This window comes from Luteimonas sp. GW821-FHT14E02 (assembly GCF_058803905.1).
On the sequence record NZ_JBXAPK010000003.1, the window covers coordinates 239444 to 254911 of the forward strand.

12 protein-coding genes are annotated in these 15468 nt (G+C 64.2%); 6 read left to right on the forward strand and 6 right to left on the reverse strand.

Features of this window, described 5'->3' with window-relative positions; genetic code table 11:
• Positions 1-111 precede the first annotated feature (111 nt).
• Positions 112-1173 carry an HD domain-containing phosphohydrolase gene (locus AC1RNP_RS06735; RefSeq protein ID WP_226468326.1) on the forward strand — a complete coding sequence of 354 codons (1062 nt, stop codon included), beginning with the start codon at positions 112-114 and terminating at the stop codon, positions 1171-1173.
• 7 nt (positions 1174-1180) lie between these two features.
• Complete coding sequence (locus AC1RNP_RS06740) at positions 1181-3367, forward strand: ATP-binding protein (protein ID WP_493050493.1); 2187 nt, start codon at positions 1181-1183, stop codon at positions 3365-3367.
• Between the two features lie 4 nt (positions 3368-3371).
• On the opposite strand, the gene AC1RNP_RS06745 is transcribed toward AC1RNP_RS06740, so the two are convergent.
• The 3 genes from AC1RNP_RS06745 to acnA form a co-directional block, all read right to left on the reverse strand.
• Complete coding sequence (locus tag AC1RNP_RS06745) at positions 3372-4253, reverse strand: crotonase/enoyl-CoA hydratase family protein (protein ID WP_493050494.1); 882 nt, start codon at positions 4251-4253, stop codon at positions 3372-3374.
• A gap of 142 nt (positions 4254-4395) precedes the next feature.
• Positions 4396-6069: a long-chain fatty acid--CoA ligase gene (locus tag AC1RNP_RS06750; RefSeq protein WP_493050495.1), complete on the reverse strand. Its 1674-nt coding sequence runs from the start codon at positions 6067-6069 to the stop codon at positions 4396-4398.
• Positions 6070-6369: 300 nt separating this feature from the next.
• On the reverse strand, positions 6370-9306 hold the full coding sequence (gene acnA / locus AC1RNP_RS06755) for an aconitate hydratase AcnA (RefSeq protein ID WP_493050496.1): 2937 nt from the start codon (positions 9304-9306) through the stop codon (positions 6370-6372).
• Positions 9307-9351: 45 nt separating this feature from the next.
• On the opposite strand from acnA, the gene AC1RNP_RS06760 reads away from it, so the two are divergent.
• Both AC1RNP_RS06760 and AC1RNP_RS06765 read left to right on the forward strand, forming a co-directional pair.
• Positions 9352-9597 (forward strand): AbrB/MazE/SpoVT family DNA-binding domain-containing protein, encoded by a 246-nt coding sequence (locus tag AC1RNP_RS06760; protein ID WP_493050497.1) that lies wholly within the window; start codon positions 9352-9354, stop codon positions 9595-9597.
• Positions 9594-9995, forward strand: coding sequence for a type II toxin-antitoxin system VapC family toxin (locus tag AC1RNP_RS06765; RefSeq protein WP_493050498.1), 402 nt, complete (start codon positions 9594-9596; stop codon positions 9993-9995). Before AC1RNP_RS06760 ends, AC1RNP_RS06765 begins: the two co-directional genes overlap by 4 nt.
• 31 nt (positions 9996-10026) lie before the next feature.
• Here AC1RNP_RS06765 and hflD read toward each other — a convergent pair whose 3' ends face one another.
• Genes hflD through AC1RNP_RS06780 form a run of 3 tightly spaced genes read right to left on the reverse strand, consistent with a single transcriptional unit; the run spans position 10027 to position 12241 of the window.
• Positions 10027-10626: a high frequency lysogenization protein HflD gene (gene hflD, locus AC1RNP_RS06770; RefSeq protein WP_493050499.1), complete on the reverse strand. Its 600-nt coding sequence runs from the start codon at positions 10624-10626 to the stop codon at positions 10027-10029.
• Positions 10626-11756 carry a tRNA 2-thiouridine(34) synthase MnmA gene (gene mnmA / locus AC1RNP_RS06775; protein ID WP_493050500.1) on the reverse strand — a complete coding sequence of 377 codons (1131 nt, stop codon included), beginning with the start codon at positions 11754-11756 and terminating at the stop codon, positions 10626-10628. Before mnmA ends, hflD begins: the two co-directional genes overlap by 1 nt.
• Positions 11757-11758: 2 nt before the next feature.
• Positions 11759-12241, reverse strand: coding sequence for an NUDIX hydrolase (locus tag AC1RNP_RS06780; RefSeq protein ID WP_493050501.1), 483 nt, complete (start codon positions 12239-12241; stop codon positions 11759-11761).
• 170 nt (positions 12242-12411) lie between these two features.
• Between AC1RNP_RS06780 and clpS the strand changes: the two genes are divergently transcribed.
• Positions 12412-12735, forward strand: coding sequence for an ATP-dependent Clp protease adapter ClpS (gene clpS / locus AC1RNP_RS06785; protein WP_493050502.1), 324 nt, complete (start codon positions 12412-12414; stop codon positions 12733-12735).
• Between the two features lie 189 nt (positions 12736-12924).
• Positions 12925-15201: an ATP-dependent Clp protease ATP-binding subunit ClpA gene (gene clpA, locus AC1RNP_RS06790; protein ID WP_493050503.1), complete on the forward strand. Its 2277-nt coding sequence runs from the start codon at positions 12925-12927 to the stop codon at positions 15199-15201.
• Positions 15202-15468: the final 267 nt, after the last annotated feature.

Here is a 15468-nt window from a genome sequence, read left to right on the forward strand (position 1 = left end):
ATCCGGGGCGATCAACACGGGTTCAGCACTTGCCTGCTTCTGTTAAAACGGGCGAGTATGTCGACGTTTGGATCGGGGAAATGACCCTCATCAAGCGGGGCAGGATCATCAGTGAATATCGTCATCGTCGATGACCAAACGTCCGCGCGCACGATGCTGCGGCACATCCTCGAGGATATCAGCCCGGAACTCGAGGTCCATGACTTCGGCGATCCGCAAGCGGCGCTGCGCTGGTGCGAGGGCAATCGCCCCGACTTGCTGCTGCTCGACTATCGCATGCCCGGCATGGACGGCCTCGAATTCGCGCGCCGCTTCCGCCGTCCGCTGCTGCATCGCGACGTCCCGATCGTGCTGGTGACGGTGGTCGGCGACGAGCCGATCCGCCAGGCCGCCCTGGATGCCGGCGTCATCGATTTCCTGGTCAAGCCGGTGCGGCCGCGCGAACTGCGTGCGCGTTGCCGCAATCTGCTGCAGCTGAGGCAGCAGTCGGAATCGGTGAAGCAACGCGCGCTCTCCCTCGAACAACGCCTGCTGGCCAGCATGCATGAAGTCGAGGAGCGCGAACGCGAGACCTTGACCCGGCTGGCCCGCGCCATCGCCTATCGCGACGCCGGCACCAGCGCCAACCTCGAGCGCCTTGCGCAGGTCGCGGGCCTGGTCGCCGAGGAGATGGGGCTGTTCGAGGACGAGGTGCGCATGATCGAACTCGCCGCGCCCCTGCACGATATCGGCAAGATCGCGATCCCGGACGCAGTGCTGATGAAGCCCGGCCCGCTGACCGAGGAAGAAATCACGATCATGCGCAAGCACCCGCAGATCGGTTATGAACTGCTGAACGGCAGCCAGAATCGCTTCATCCAGGTCAGCGCCATCATCGCGCTGCGACATCAGGAACGTTACGATGGCAGTGGGTATCCGGACGGGCTGTCCGGCGAGCAGATCCCGATCGAAGCCAGGATCGTCGCGGTCGCCGATGTGTTCGATGCCCTGATCTCGAAACGTCCTTATAAGGATGCATGGGCCATCGACGAAGCACTGAGCTATCTTTCGCAGCAACGCGGCAAACTGTTCGATCCACGCTGTGTGGACGCGCTGTTGCGCAACCGTCAGCGCCTGCTGGCGATCTGCGAACGCACTTCCGAGTCGTTCATATCACTCCCGAAGCTGCAATGATCGTGTGATGACCCGCTTTCTGCCCTGGCTGAAATCGCGCTTCTCGAACCGCCCGGACAGCGAGCATGGGCAGGCGCTGGTACGGATCGCGGTGATCACCGTGGTGCTGGTGTACCTGTTGTGGATGCTGGCCACCGACACCCATCTCAGTCCGGCCTTCCGGGACGTGCTGCTGTTCGTGGCCACGGGGTTCATGGTCGGAATCGGCCTGATCGTCGGCATCATCATGCGTCCGGGCGTGTCGCACGTCCGCCGCGTCATCGGCATGGTGTCCGACTACGGCCTGATGGCGGTCGCGATGGTCCGGATGGGCGAACCGCTGGGCTGGTTCTACATCATCATCATGTGGGTGACGATCGGGAATGGTCTGCGCTTCGGCAACCGCTATCTGTTCGGCGCCATCGCCATGGCCGCGGTCAGCTTCGGCGCCGTCCTGGTGTTCACGCCTTACTGGCGCCACAACTCCAGCGTCGGCATCGGATTGCTGGTTGGATTGATCGCGGTGCCGTCCTATCTGTCCGGTCTGCTGCGGGCGTTGACCCGCGCCCGCGACGAGGCCAGGCGCGCGAACCAGGCCAAGAGCATGTTCCTGGCCAACATGAGCCATGAATTCCGCACGCCGCTCAACGGCCTGTCGGGCGTGTCGCAATTGTTGGCCACAACCAATCTCGACGCGGAACAGCGTGAGTATCTGGCCACCATGCAGGCGTCCACGCGCAGCCTGCTCGCACTGGTCGAGGACGTGCTCGACATTTCCGCGATCGAGGCGGGCAAGCTCAAGGTCACCGTCGGCGAGTTCTCACTGCGCGAGGTGCTCAACGGCATCGACCTGATCCTGCAACCGTCGGCCAAAGCCAAGAACCTGGTCTACGCATCGAACATCGGCAGCGGCACCCACGATCGCTTGCGCGGCGATGTTTCGCACCTGCGCCAGGTGATGCTCAATCTGGCAGGCAATGCGGTGAAGTTCACGCAGCACGGTTCGGTGCGGCTGGACGTGTCCCAGCTCGACAGGCGCGATGGTCGCGTGTGGCTGCGCTTCACCGTCACCGATACCGGGATCGGGGTTCCGGAGTCCGCCCATGCGCGCCTGTTCCAGGCCTTCGAGCAAGGCGACGGCACGCTGTCGCGCGATTACGGCGGCTCGGGTCTGGGCACCACCATCGCCAAGGGGCTGGCCGAGGCGATGGGCGGCACGATCGGATTCGAAAGCAAGGAAAACGTCGGCAGCCGCTTCTGGGTGGAGTTGCCGTTCGAGGAAGTGGTGACCGCCGAGGACGTCGCCGCCGCGCAGCGGCCGTCGATGGAGAACATCATCTCCTTCGATGATCCCTTCCTGCGCCATCGCGCGCGTGTCCGCAACATGCAGATCCTCATCGCGGACGATCACGCCGCGAACAGGATGGTGCTCGAACGCCTGCTGCAGAAGGCCGGCCACAACGTGGTGACGGTCGAGGGCGGCGACGCCGTGCTCGACGCGATGGAGATCAGCGAATACGACGCGGTGATCGTCGATCTGCACATGCCCGGCTTGAGCGGGCTGGACCTGCTGCGACATCTGCGCGTGATCGAGGCCGGCCGCAAGCAGACGCCGGTACTTGTGCTGAGCGCGGACGTAACGCCGAAATCCATCGCCGATTGCGAACGGGCAGGGGCCCGCGCCTTCCTCGCCAAGCCGGTCTCGACAGAGAAACTGCTCGACCTGCTGGCGGAACTGGCGCAGCCCGGATCGGTCGCGCTGCCGCGCCGTTCGAGCAATCCGGTCACCCCGGCGGCCACGACGAACGCTCCACGCAATCAAAGCAGTCCCACCGCCGACGATATCTTCGATCCGGCGGTGCTGGACGAACTATCGGCCCTCGGCATGGGCGAGGCGTTCGAATCCGAATTCGTGCGGCAATGCCTCAAGGATGCCGACGCCTGCCTGGCCGGCATCGAACAGGCGGCGACGAGCATGGACTGGGCCGCGTTGCGCGATCATGCGCATGCGCTCAAGGGCGTCGCCAGCAATATCGGGTTGGTCGGACTCAGCAATGCATGCGGCGAGGTCATGCGGTTGGCCGAATGGCAGGTGCGGCGCGAATGGAAAGCTCGCCTGAGCCGCCTGCACGAACAGTTCACGGTTGGGCGTAACGCCCTCGACGCGCGCGTCCGCAACAGGCCCGCGCGCGACGGTGGCCGCCCCCAGCACTAGTCCATTAGCGCAAAGCTTCGCTGGCTTCCATTTCGTTGCGACGCGATTGCGCGCGCACGATGCGTTCCATCATGCGCAACGAGCGCTCGGTCAGCGCCAGTGCCGTATCGACCCACACCTCGGTGATGCCCATCAGCTCGTCGTAACCGACCGGACGGGCGATGTTGCGCACCGTGTTCATGGCCAGGTGCGCGTAGGGCGCACGCTGCTGCTGGCGGATCAGGTCTTCCACCGCGGCCTCGCCCTGGCCCTTCGGCACGAGGATGTCGACGACGCCCATGCGATGCATTTCCTCGCTGCTGTAGATGTTGCCTTCGAGGATGATCTTCTCCGCCAGCTGCGGGCTGACGCGCTTGCACAGGAACGAGTAGGCCCCCATGCCCGGGAACAAGCCGAACAGCACTTCGGGCAGGCCCATGCCGACGCCTTCCTCGGCGACGATCGTGTGGCAGGCCAGCGCCATCTCCAGGCCGCCGCCCAGCGCATCGCCCTGGATCAGCGCGATGCTGCGGATGTCGCCGCCCATGCCGGAGTGCAGCTGATAGACGCCGTCGATGCAGCGACGCGCATAGGCCAGCAGCTGCGCACGGTCGTTCTTGCGGATCAGGTTGGCAAACAGCTCCAGATCGCCGCCGAGGTTGAAGGCCGCGGCATCGGAGGCGAGCACAAAGTGGCGCAGCTTGCCGGGCTGACGCTGGCTGTCACGAAGTGTGATGGAGGTCATGAAACTCCAAATATCTTCGAGCAGATCGGTACGGAAACACGGGCGGGCGCTCTGGCTGATATTGGTGTGCATGTACAGCCAATGCGCGGTTTCGGCAGGATCGGATTCGACCCGTATCGTGGGAAAAGTGCGGGTACGGAGAAGTTTTTCTACGTTGGTCATTGCGATGTCCTCGGGGGTGGGCCGTCCGTGGCGGGATGAAAACGGGCTGATTCCCATTTCTCGAGGATGCTACACCTGAACTTTCGATAAAAAAGAAGCCCCTCGAAAGGGGCTTGTGTTTGGACGGGTGGAGATATTCGCTTCAGGACGGCGAAGATTCTCTGAGTTCGCGCCGCAAAATCTTGCCGACATTGGTCTTCGGCAACTCCGTGCGGAATTCCACATATTTTGGATGCTTGTAGCCCGTCAGATTTTCGCGGGCATGCGCCTTGACCTGGTCGGCGGTGAGGTTGGGGTCCTTTTTGACGATGACCACCTTGACCGCCTCGCCGGATTTCTCGTCGGGCACGCCGACGGCGGCCACTTCCAGAACGCCCGGCATCAGCGCGATCACATCCTCGACCTCGTTCGGATACACGTTGAAGCCGGAGACCAGGATCATGTCCTTCTTGCGGTCGACGATATAGAAGAAACCCTTTTCGTCCATGCGCGCCATGTCGCCGGTGTGCAGCCAGCCATCGGCATCGATGACCTGCGCGGTTTCTTCCGGGCGATTCCAATAACCCTTCATCACCTGCGGGCCCTTGATGCACAGCTCGCCGACTTCCCCGGTCGCCAGGATTCGATTTTCCTCATCCTTGACGCAGGCGTCGGTGGAAGGCACCGGCAAACCGATCGAACCGTTGTAGTCGGTCAGGTCCATCGGATTCATGCAGGCGGCGGGGGATGTTTCGGTCAAGCCATAGGCTTCGACCAGGGTCACGCCAGTGACCTTTTTCCAGCGTTCGGCGACCGCGCGCTGCACGGCCATGCCACCGCCGAGGGTGAGACGCAGCCGCGAGAAATCGATGTCGCTGAAACCGGGCGTGTTGAGCAGGCCGTTGAACAGCGTGTTGACGCCGGTGATGGCGGTGAACGGCTCGCGCTTGAGTTCCTTCACGAATCCCGGCATGTCGCGCGGGTTGGTGATGAGGATGTTCAAGCCGCCGAGCTTCATGAACACCAGGCCGTTCGCTGTGAGCGCGAAGATGTGATACAGCGGCAGCGCGGTGATGATGGTTTCATCGCCAGGCTTCGCGACCGTGCTCACCCAGGCCGAAGCCTGCTGCATGTTGGCGACGAGATTGCGGTGGGTGAGCATCGCGCCCTTGGCGACGCCGGTGGTGCCGCCGGTGTATTGCAGAAAGGCGATGTCCTCGTGGTCGATTTCGATGTCGGGCAGGACATGGCGCTGTCCGAGCGTGAGCGCATCGTTGAAACGAACGGCGCCGGGGATGTCGTAATCCGGCACCATTTTCTTGACGTACTTCAGGACGAAATTGACCAGCGCGCCTTTCAGACCGAGCAGGTCGCCGAGCCCGGTGGTGATCACCTGTTTCACCTGCGTGCCGGCAATCGCCTGCTGTACGGTGTTGCCGAAGTTGTCCAGCACCAGCACCACGCTCGCGCCGGAATCGGCGAGCTGGTGCTTGAGTTCGCGCACCGTGTACATCGGGTTGGTGTTGACCACGGTCAGGCCCGCGCGCAGCACGCCGAATGTCGCGATCGGATACTGCAGGCAGTTCGGCATCATGATGGCGACGCGATCGCCTTTCTTGAGTTTCAACTCGCCGAGCAGATAGGCCGCGAAGCGTTTGCTCAGCGCATCGAGCTCCGCGTAGGTGATCCGCTTGCCCATGTTGGAGAACGCCGGACGATCGCGATAGCGCTCGATGGTCTTCTGCAGGATGGCGGGGACCGAGTGGAACTCGTTGACGTCGATTTCGGCTGGAACCCCCGCGGGATAACTGCTCAGCCAGGGACGATCGAGGGTCATGCAGCTCTCTCCATATATGCGTGGTTGGCGGGGCGCCCGTGGGGGTGGCGTCTTTGATTGGATTGGAGCATAGGCTCTAGGGGGGAGCAAGCGCGTGTTTTTGTGCAGCATTGCTGCGCTGCAATTGGCCACCTGAAGTAATGCCGGTAGCCGACAACCAAGGGCATAAACTGCCAATTTGGGAAGATATCCCGCCCGGGAATATCCCGGATTAAAACGCTGCTTCCTGAAAGCGAAATCCCCGCTTGCGCGGGGATCTCGAAAAGCGAGTCAGATGACCTGAAGCCGGGCAACCCTTGATCAGGCCGCCTTCTTCGCCGCCAGCTGACGCAGCACGTACTGCAGCAGGCCGCCGTTGCGGAAATACTCGACTTCCTTGGGCGTCAGCAGCAGCACGTCGACCTCGAAGCTCTTCTTGCTGCCGTCGGCCTTGGTGGCGGTGACGGTGGCCGTCTTCGAGGCGCCCTTCTGCAGGCCGGTGACGTCGAAGACTTCCGAACCGTCCAGCCCCAGGCTCTGCGCGTTCTCGCCGTTGCGGAAGCGGCAGGGCAGCACGCCCATGCCGACCAGGTTCGAACGATGGATACGCTCGAAACTTTCCGCGATCACGGCCTTCACGCCGAGCAGGTTGGTGCCCTTGGCGGCCCAGTCGCGCGAGGAGCCGGTGCCGTACTCCTTGCCAGCCAGCACCACCAGCGGCGTGCCGTCGGCCTTGTACTTCACGGCGGCGTCGTAGATCGCCAGCTTTTCCGGAGCCGCGCCGCTCTTGGCGTCGGCGTGCTTACCAAAATACAGCGTGTTGCCGCCTTCCTCGCCGCCGAACATCAGGTTCTTGATGCGGATGTTGGCGAAGGTGCCGCGCACCATCACGTCATCGTTGCCGCGACGCGAGCCGTAGCTGTTGAAGTCGGCAGGCTGTACGCCGCGCGCCTGCAGGAAGCGGCCCGCCGGCGAATCCTTCTTGATGTTGCCGGCCGGCGAGATGTGGTCGGTGGTGATCGAGTCGCCGAACAGCCCCAGCACGCGGGCGCCGTGGATGTCGTCGATCGTGCCGACCGCCATGGTCATGCCGTCGAAGTAGGGCGGGTTCTTGATGTAGGTGGAGTCGCCGTCCCACTGGTAGGCCTGGCCGTCGGGCGAGGCGATCTGGTTCCAGCGGGTGTCGCCCTTGAACACGTCGGCGTAGTTCTGCGCGAACAGTTCCGGACCGACGGTGGCGGCGATGGCGTCGCCGATTTCCTTGTTGGACGGCCAGATGTCGCGCAGGTAGACGTCCTTGCCTTCGCTGTCGTGGCCGATCGGCTGCGTGGTCAGGTCGATGTTCACCGTGCCGGCGATGGCGTAGGCCACGACCAGCGGCGGCGAGGCGAGGTAGTTCGCCTTCACTTCCGGATGCACGCGGCCTTCGAAGTTGCGGTTGCCCGACAGCACCGACGCCACGACCAGTTCGTTCTCGGCGATGCCCTTGGACACTTCGTCCGGCAGCGGGCCGGAGTTGCCGATGCAGGTGGTGCAGCCGTAGCCGACCACGTAGAAGCCGAGCTTCTCCAGATCGCTGAGTACGCCGGCCTTCTTCAGATAATCGGTCACCACCAGCGAACCCGGCCCGAGCGAGGTCTTCACCCAAGGCTTGGCCTTCAGGCCGAGCTTGACCGCGTTGCGCGCCAGCAGGCCGGCGCCGAGCATCACCGCCGGGTTCGACGTGTTGGTGCAGGAGGTGATCGCGGCGATCACCACCGAGCCGTCGGACAGCTCGGCGTCCTGATCGTTGATGCGGATCCTGGAGACCGGCGCGGCGGCGAGGTGTTCCGCCTGCGGCTGATCGCCGCCTTCCGAGTCGAGACGGGCGACGCTGCCGTTGGTCTTGCGGTTGGCGATCAGCGGGCCGAGGCTGTCGTTGAAGTTGCTGTGCACGTCTTCCAGCAGTACGCGGTCCTGCGGGCGCTTGGGGCCGGCGAGCGAGGGCTTGACGTCACCCAGGTTGAGTTCGAGTGTGGCCGAATACACGGCATGCGGCGATTGCGCGTCGTGCCACAGGCCCTGCGCCTTGGCGTAGGCCTCGACCAGCGCGATCTGTTCCTCCGAGCGGCCGGACAGGCGCAGGTAGGTCAGCGATTCGGCATCGATCGGGAAGATGCCGCAGGTGGCGCCGTACTCGGGTGCCATGTTGGCGATGGTGGCGCGATCGGCCAGCGGCAGGTGCTGCAGGCCGTCGCCGTAGAACTCGACGAACTTGCCCACCACGCCGAGCTTGCGCAGCATCTGGGTGACGGTCAGCACGAGATCGGTCGCGGTGGTGCCTTCGGGCAGCTGGCCGGTGAGCTTGAAGCCCACCACCTGCGGGATCAGCATCGAGGAGGGCTGGCCCAGCATCGCGGCCTCGGCCTCGATACCGCCCACGCCCCAGCCGAGCACGCCGATGCCGTTGATCATGGTGGTGTGGCTGTCGGTGCCGAACACGGTGTCCGGGAACACGAGGGTTTCACCATCGACCTCGCGCTCCATCACCACGCGGGCGAGGTTCTCCAGGTTCACCTGATGCACGATGCCGGTGTTCGGCGGCACCACCTTGAAGTTCTCGAACGCCTTCTGGCCCCAGCGCAGGAAGCCGTAGCGCTCCTTGTTGCGCTCGAACTCGATCTTGCCGTTCAAATCCAGCGCGTCGGGGCGGCCGAACACGTCGACCTGCACCGAATGGTCGATGACCAGTTCGGACGGGATCAGCGGGTTGATCTGCTCCGGCTTGCCGCCGAGCTTCACCACCGCGTCGCGCATCGCCGCCAGATCGACCACGCAGGGCACGCCGGTGAAGTCCTGCAGCACCACGCGCGCCGGCATGAAGGCGATCTCGGTGTCGGGCTCCCGGGTCGCGTCCCAGGTCGCCACCGCTTCGATGTGCTCCTTGCCGACGGTGATGCCGCCATCCTCATGCCGCAGGAGGTTCTCCAGCAGGATCTTCATCGAGTAGGGCAGCTTGGCGATGTCGAAGCGCTCGCCGAGCTTGGGGAGGCTGGAATAGGTGTAGGACTTGCCGTTGACGTCCAGGCGGGTGCGGGTAGAGAAGGAATCGTGGGCGGGCATGGGACTGTTCCTGGTGGCTGGGGCTGGGAGCCCTGGCGGTGATGTCTGAAGAATCCGCTTTGGGGAAGAAAGTCCGCGTATGGACGACGGGCTTTTGCGGTGGACCGCGCATAGTATGAACGATTGAGTATGCAAATGAAAGTATGTATGCTCCATCCATACCCGGAACAGCCCGTACCGGAATAGTCCAGGAGGCGTCCCATGGAAGCCACTGTCGCCGAACGCGGCCAAATCACACTGCCCAAGGCGGTTCGCGACGCCCTGGGCCTGACCAAAGGCACCACCCTGAAGGTGGAGCTGGACGGCGGCCGTATCATCCTCCGCAAAGATGTCACTGAAGCACTGCGCAAGGTCCGCGGCAAGTTCAAGCTGGTCGATGGGATGACCAGCACCGACGAGGCCCTGCGCACCGTCCGCGGCCGCGCTCCGGGCGATCCGCTGGAATGATCGCACTCGACTCGTCAACGCTGCTTGACGTGCTGATCGGCGACCCGGTGCATGCCGAGTCGTCGGAAATCTGCATCGGCGAGGCGCTGGCGCGGGAGGACGTGGTCGTCTGCGACGCCGTCGTGGCCGAAGTGCAGGCGATGCTGGACACGTCGGTGAGCCTGCTGGACACCCTGGCGTCGCTGGGCATCCGCTACGAATCGACCCACGAAGCCGCCGCGATGCGCGCCGGCCACATGTACCGCCGCTTCCGCACACGCGGGGGCATGCGCGAACGCGTGGTCGCCGATTTCCTGATCGGCGCGCATGCGCTGCTGCAATGCGATGGCCTGATCACCCGCGATGCCGGGTTCTATCGGGATTACTTCAAGGGCCTGAAGTTGATCGTGCCGGATTGATCCTGCGATTCAACTCGCATTCCGCACGGGGTCAGCGCAAGGACGCGTCGATCGCAGCGAGCATCTGGCGCCGGCTCCATAGGAAATCGAACAGGCTGCCGCCCATCTGCCGCCACAGCACCGCCGAACGCACCGCCGCCAGCAGCACCGCGCGGATTTCCGAGACGATGTCGTTCTGCCCGAGATAATGCGGATTGCCTTGCACCATCACCTTCGGGCGCAGGTGGCTGATGGTGTCCGCATACAGCTGCCCGAGCGCGGTCAGCACTTCGGGATGGGTACTCCCCAGGCGTTCTGCGAGCGGCGCGGCCGCGAGGATGCCTTCGTGCACGCGCGTGGCCATCGCGCCGTCGCGCACGAAGCGGCGTTCGATCTGCAGCACCGCCAGCGCGAGCCGCGGCAGTGCCTCGTCCTTGTTCTCGTTGCGGAAATATTCGCGTAGCAGGCGCAGGCCAGGGCGGAGAGCTTCCACGTTGCCGTAGACGGCCTCCGGCGATTCGGCGTCGATGCGGAACACGCTGTCGAGCGCGGTTTCCAGCACCGAACCTTCCGCCTGTCCGGTCTCGGCGACACGACGCACTTGTTTGAGCGCCTGCAGCAGGCCGGCGAGGGCGAGGATACGTTCGTGCATCAGGCCGCCGCCTCCCGTCGCGGCAATGGCAAGGTGATTTCCAGGGGCGCATCGGTGGATGCGATCACGGCGCCGCCAAGACAGACATCGCCGTCGTAGAGCACCAGCGACTGGCCCGGCGTCATCGCGCGCTGCGAACGCGCGAAGCGGACTTCCAGCGTGCCGTCGTCGGTCACGCGCACATCGCAGGCTTCATCCGTCTGGCGATAGCGAATCTGCGCAGTGCAGGTGAAAGCGGAAGCCGGCGGACTGGCGGCGATCCAGTGCGCGGTCTCGGTCTTCGCGATGTTCGACAGCAGATAGGGGCTGTCGCTGCCCTGATCGACATACAGCAGATTGCGCTCGACATCCTTGCCGACCACGTACCAGGGCGCGGCATCGAATCCGCGCACGCCGCCGAGCTGCAAGCCTTCGCGCTGCCCGAGGGTGAAATAGAACACGCCCGGATGCGTGCCGACGACGCGGCCGTCAGGTGTGCGCATCTCGCCGGGCCTGGCCGGCAGATAGCGCGACAGGAATTCGCGGAAATCGCGTTCGCCGATGAAGCAGATGCCGGTGGAATCCTTCTTGGCGGCGGTCGAAAGCCCGGCCTCGGTGGCGATGCGGCGGACCTCGGGCTTGGCCAGGTCGCCGAGCGGAAATAGTGTGGCCGCGAGCTGCGACTGCCCGAGCTGGTGCAGGAAGTAGCTCTGGTCCTTGGCACGATCGCGGGCGCGCAACAGCTGCCAGCGGCCGGCGTTGTTCGCGACCCGCGCGTAGTGTCCGGTGGCGATTCGCTCGGCGCCGAGATCACGGGCGGCATCGAGGAAATACTTGAACTTGATCTCGCGATTGCACAGCACGTCCGGATTCGGCGTGCGGCCGGAAGCGTATTCGGCGATGAAGTGGGCGAACACACCGTCCCAATATTCTTTCGAAAAATCCCGGAAATGAATCGGGATGCCGAGGCGCCCGCACACCGCGACCGCATCGCGGCGATCGTCCTCGGCGCGGCAGTCGCCGCTGCCGTCGTCGGCCCAGTTCTGCATGAAGAGGCCCGCTGTCGGCTCATCGGCATCGCGCAAGAGCAGGGCGGCCACCGACGAATCGACGCCGCCCGACATGCCAACGATCGTCCGGACAGCGGCCATCCTCACACCACCAGATGCGTCAGCATCGACAGCGGATAGCGCTGCCCGGCCAGATGATCGGTCACCGCCTGCCAGACCAGCGGACTGCGGTGACGCGCGCGCGCGGCCAGCAGTTCGGCCGGCGTCATCCAGACCGCGCGCACGATGCCCTCGTCGAGCGGCCGCGCCGGATCGTGGGCGACCGGCTCCGCGGCGAAGGCGAAACGCAGGTAGTGCCGGCCATCGCTCTCGCCCTCGCGCGGCGGCGCCTTCCACTGATAGGCGCCGACGAAGGCGGTCAGGCGCACATCCCAGCCGGTTTCCTCGAGGGTTTCGCGCAGGGCGGCCTGTTCCAGGCTTTCGTCCGGTTCGAGGTGGCCGGCCGGCTGGTTGAGCACCAGTCCGCCGTTGACGTGCTCTTCCACGCACAGCAGGCGCCCGCCGTCGACCACGAGGGTGGCGACGGTCACGTCGGGTTGCCAGAAGCGTCCTTCGCGATAGGTCATAGGACTATTGTCACATGCCATGTCCGCACCGTGCCCAACCATGGGCCGCCATTCGGCGGATCGATCGTACAAGTGATTGATTCACGACGGCGTGAGATGCCGGCTCGACGACGAGAAATGCGAAGGGCGTGCATTTTTCAACGCGATGGCGCCCCTCGTATAATTCACCGATGGCCAACAACCCACGCGAACACGAGCATGATCACGGCGTCGCCGTGGAAACCAGCAAGCCGGAAGTGGCACGCCCGCCGCTGTATTCCGTCTTGTTGCTGAACGATGACTACACGCCGATGGACTTCGTCGTCGACGTTCTAGTGCGTTTTTTCGCCATGAATCTCGACAAGGCCACCCAGGTGATGTTGCACGTGCACACGCGCGGTCGCGGCGTTTGCGGTGTTTACACGCGCGAAGTGGCGGAGTCCAAGGTGGCGCAAGTCAACGAATATTCCCGTCTCAACCAGCATCCGCTGCTGTGCACGATGGAGAAAGCGTAAGCCGAATGCGCCCCCGAAAGGAGAGCTTGCGCACGCTCTCTGAATCGTTGCCATGGGATTCTGCATCCCGCCACCCGTACATCTTGCGGAGCACAGGGGAAAAGGCCTAAAACGACAGCACGGGGCGGGCATGGAAAATCCGGTCGGTGGCCCCATCTGGGTAACAGACGTTCAGGAGGCTTCCGCCCCATGTTCTCCAAAGATCTCGAATACTCCATCGGCCAGTGTTACAAGCGCGCTCGCGAGGCGCGCGACGAATACATGACGGTCGAACATCTGTTACTCGCGCTGCTCGATAATCCTTCTGCAGAAGCCGTCCTAAAAGCCGTCGGCGCCGATTTCAACCGCCTGCGCAGCGATCTCGAACAGGCCATCGCCAGTTCGGTCTCGCGCCTGGCCGACGACGACGCCCGCGACACGCAACCCACGCTCGGTTTCCAGCGCGTGCTGCAGCGCGCCGTGTACCACGTGCAGTCTTCCGGCAAGAAGGAAGTCACCGGCGCCAACGTGCTGGTGGCGATCTTCGGCGAAAAAGATTCGCACGCGGTCTACTACCTCAACCAGCAGGACGTGAACCGGCTGGATGTCGTCAACTACCTCTCGCACGGCATCGCCAAGACCGGCGGCGAGGAGCCGCGCGAAAGCGAGGAATCCGGGCAGAAATCCGAAGGCGGCGAGAGCGAGGGCAAGGGCGACGCCCTGGCCGAGTACGCCAGCAACCTCAATGCGATGGCGCTGGACGGCAAGATCGATCCGCTGGTCGGCCGCGCCGAGGAAATCGAGCGCACGATCCAGGTGTTGTGCCGCCGCCGCAAGAACAATCCGCTCTACGTCGGCGAGGCCGGCGTCGGCAAGACCGCGCTCGCCGAGGGCCTGGCCAAGCGCATCGTCGACGGCGAAGTGCCGGACGTGCTGATGGACGCCACCATCTACTCGCTCGACCTTGGCGCCCTCGTCGCCGGCACCAAGTACCGCGGCGATTTCGAGAAGCGCCTGAAAGCCGTGCTGTCCGCGCTGAAGAAGATTCCGGGCGCGGTGCTGTTCATCGACGAGATCCACACCATCATTGGTGCCGGTTCCGCCAGTGGCGGTACCATGGACGCCAGCAACCTGATCAAGCCGGCTCTGGCTTCGGGCGAGCTGCGCTGCATCGGCTCGACCACGTTCCAGGAATACCGCGGTATCTTCGAGAAGGATCGCGCGCTGGCACGCCGCTTCCAGAAGATCGACATCGTCGAGCCGACGGTGGGCGAGACCATCGAGATCCTGCAAGGCCTGAAGTCCAAGTACGAAGCCCATCACGGCGTCACCTACGCCGACGACGCCATCAAGGCGGCCGTCGACCTGTCGGTGAAGCACATCGGCGACCGCCTGCTGCCCGACAAGGCCATCGACGTGATCGACGAGGCGGGTGCGCGTCAAAGGCTGCTGCCGGAAGGCGTGCGCAAGAGCCTGATCGATGTCGAGGAAGTCGAGACGATCGTGGCGAAGATGGCGCGCATTCCCGCCAAGCAGGTCAGCGCGTCCGACAAGGACGTGCTCGAGCACCTGGAGCGCAATCTGAAGATGGTGATCTTCGGCCAGGATCCGGCGATCGAAACGCTGACCTCGGCGATCAAGCTCGCCCGTTCGGGCCTGGGCAATCCCGACAAGCCGATCGGCAACTTCCTGTTCGCCGGCCCGACCGGTGTCGGCAAGACCGAGGTGACCAAGCAGCTCGCGCTGCAGCTCGGCATCGAGCTGGTGCGTTTCGACATGAGCGAATACATGGAGCCGCATTCGGTCAGCCGCCTGATCGGCGCGCCTCCGGGTTACGTCGGCTTCGACCAGGGCGGCCTGCTCACCGAGAAGATCGTCAAGACGCCGCACTGCGTGCTGCTGCTCGACGAGGTGGAGAAGGCGCATCCGGACATCTTCAACATCCTGTTGCAGGTGATGGACCGCGGCATTCTCACCGACACCAACGGACGCGAGGCGAACTTCCGCAACGTGATCCTGGTGATGACCACCAACGCGGGCGCCGCGCAGGCGGCACGCCGTTCGATCGGCTTCACCCGGCAGGACCACAGCACCGATGCGATGGAAGTGATCCGCAAGGGCTTCTCGCCGGAATTCCGCAACCGCCTCGATGCGATCGTGCAGTTCCAGGCGCTGGGCATGGAGCACATCCTGCGCGTGGTCGACAAGTTCCTGATCGAACTGGAGTCGCAGCTGCACGAAAAGAACGTCACGCTCTCGGCTACGCCGGCCGCGCGCGACTGGATGGCCCAGCACGGCTTCGATCCACTGATGGGCGCGCGTCCGATGGCGCGGCTGATCCAGGACAAGATCAAGCGTCCGCTTGCCGACGAACTGCTGTTCGGCAAGCTGGTGCAGGGCGGGCGCGTCGGCGTCGACGTCAAGGACGGCGAGATCGTGCTCGACGTGCAGGCCGAGCCGGAAAAGCTGCTGCCGGTTTCCGTTTAAGCATTCGGGCAGCGCAGGATCGCCGGGGCGGCCAGCCCCGGCATCCGTGTGCTTGCGTAATGAACCACGCCGCAAGAACGCACGCGGCCATCGGTCTTCGCCCAAGACCCGACTCTCCAGCCTTCGGACAATCCCTTCCGGCCCCGCATGCACCGGGGCGCCCATGACGCCATCATCACATGAATGTGATCTATGGCATCATATTTTTGTGACTTGAGTCACTCTCATGATCCCGTTATCCGGCCGGGCACGAGAGGGGATTGCTAG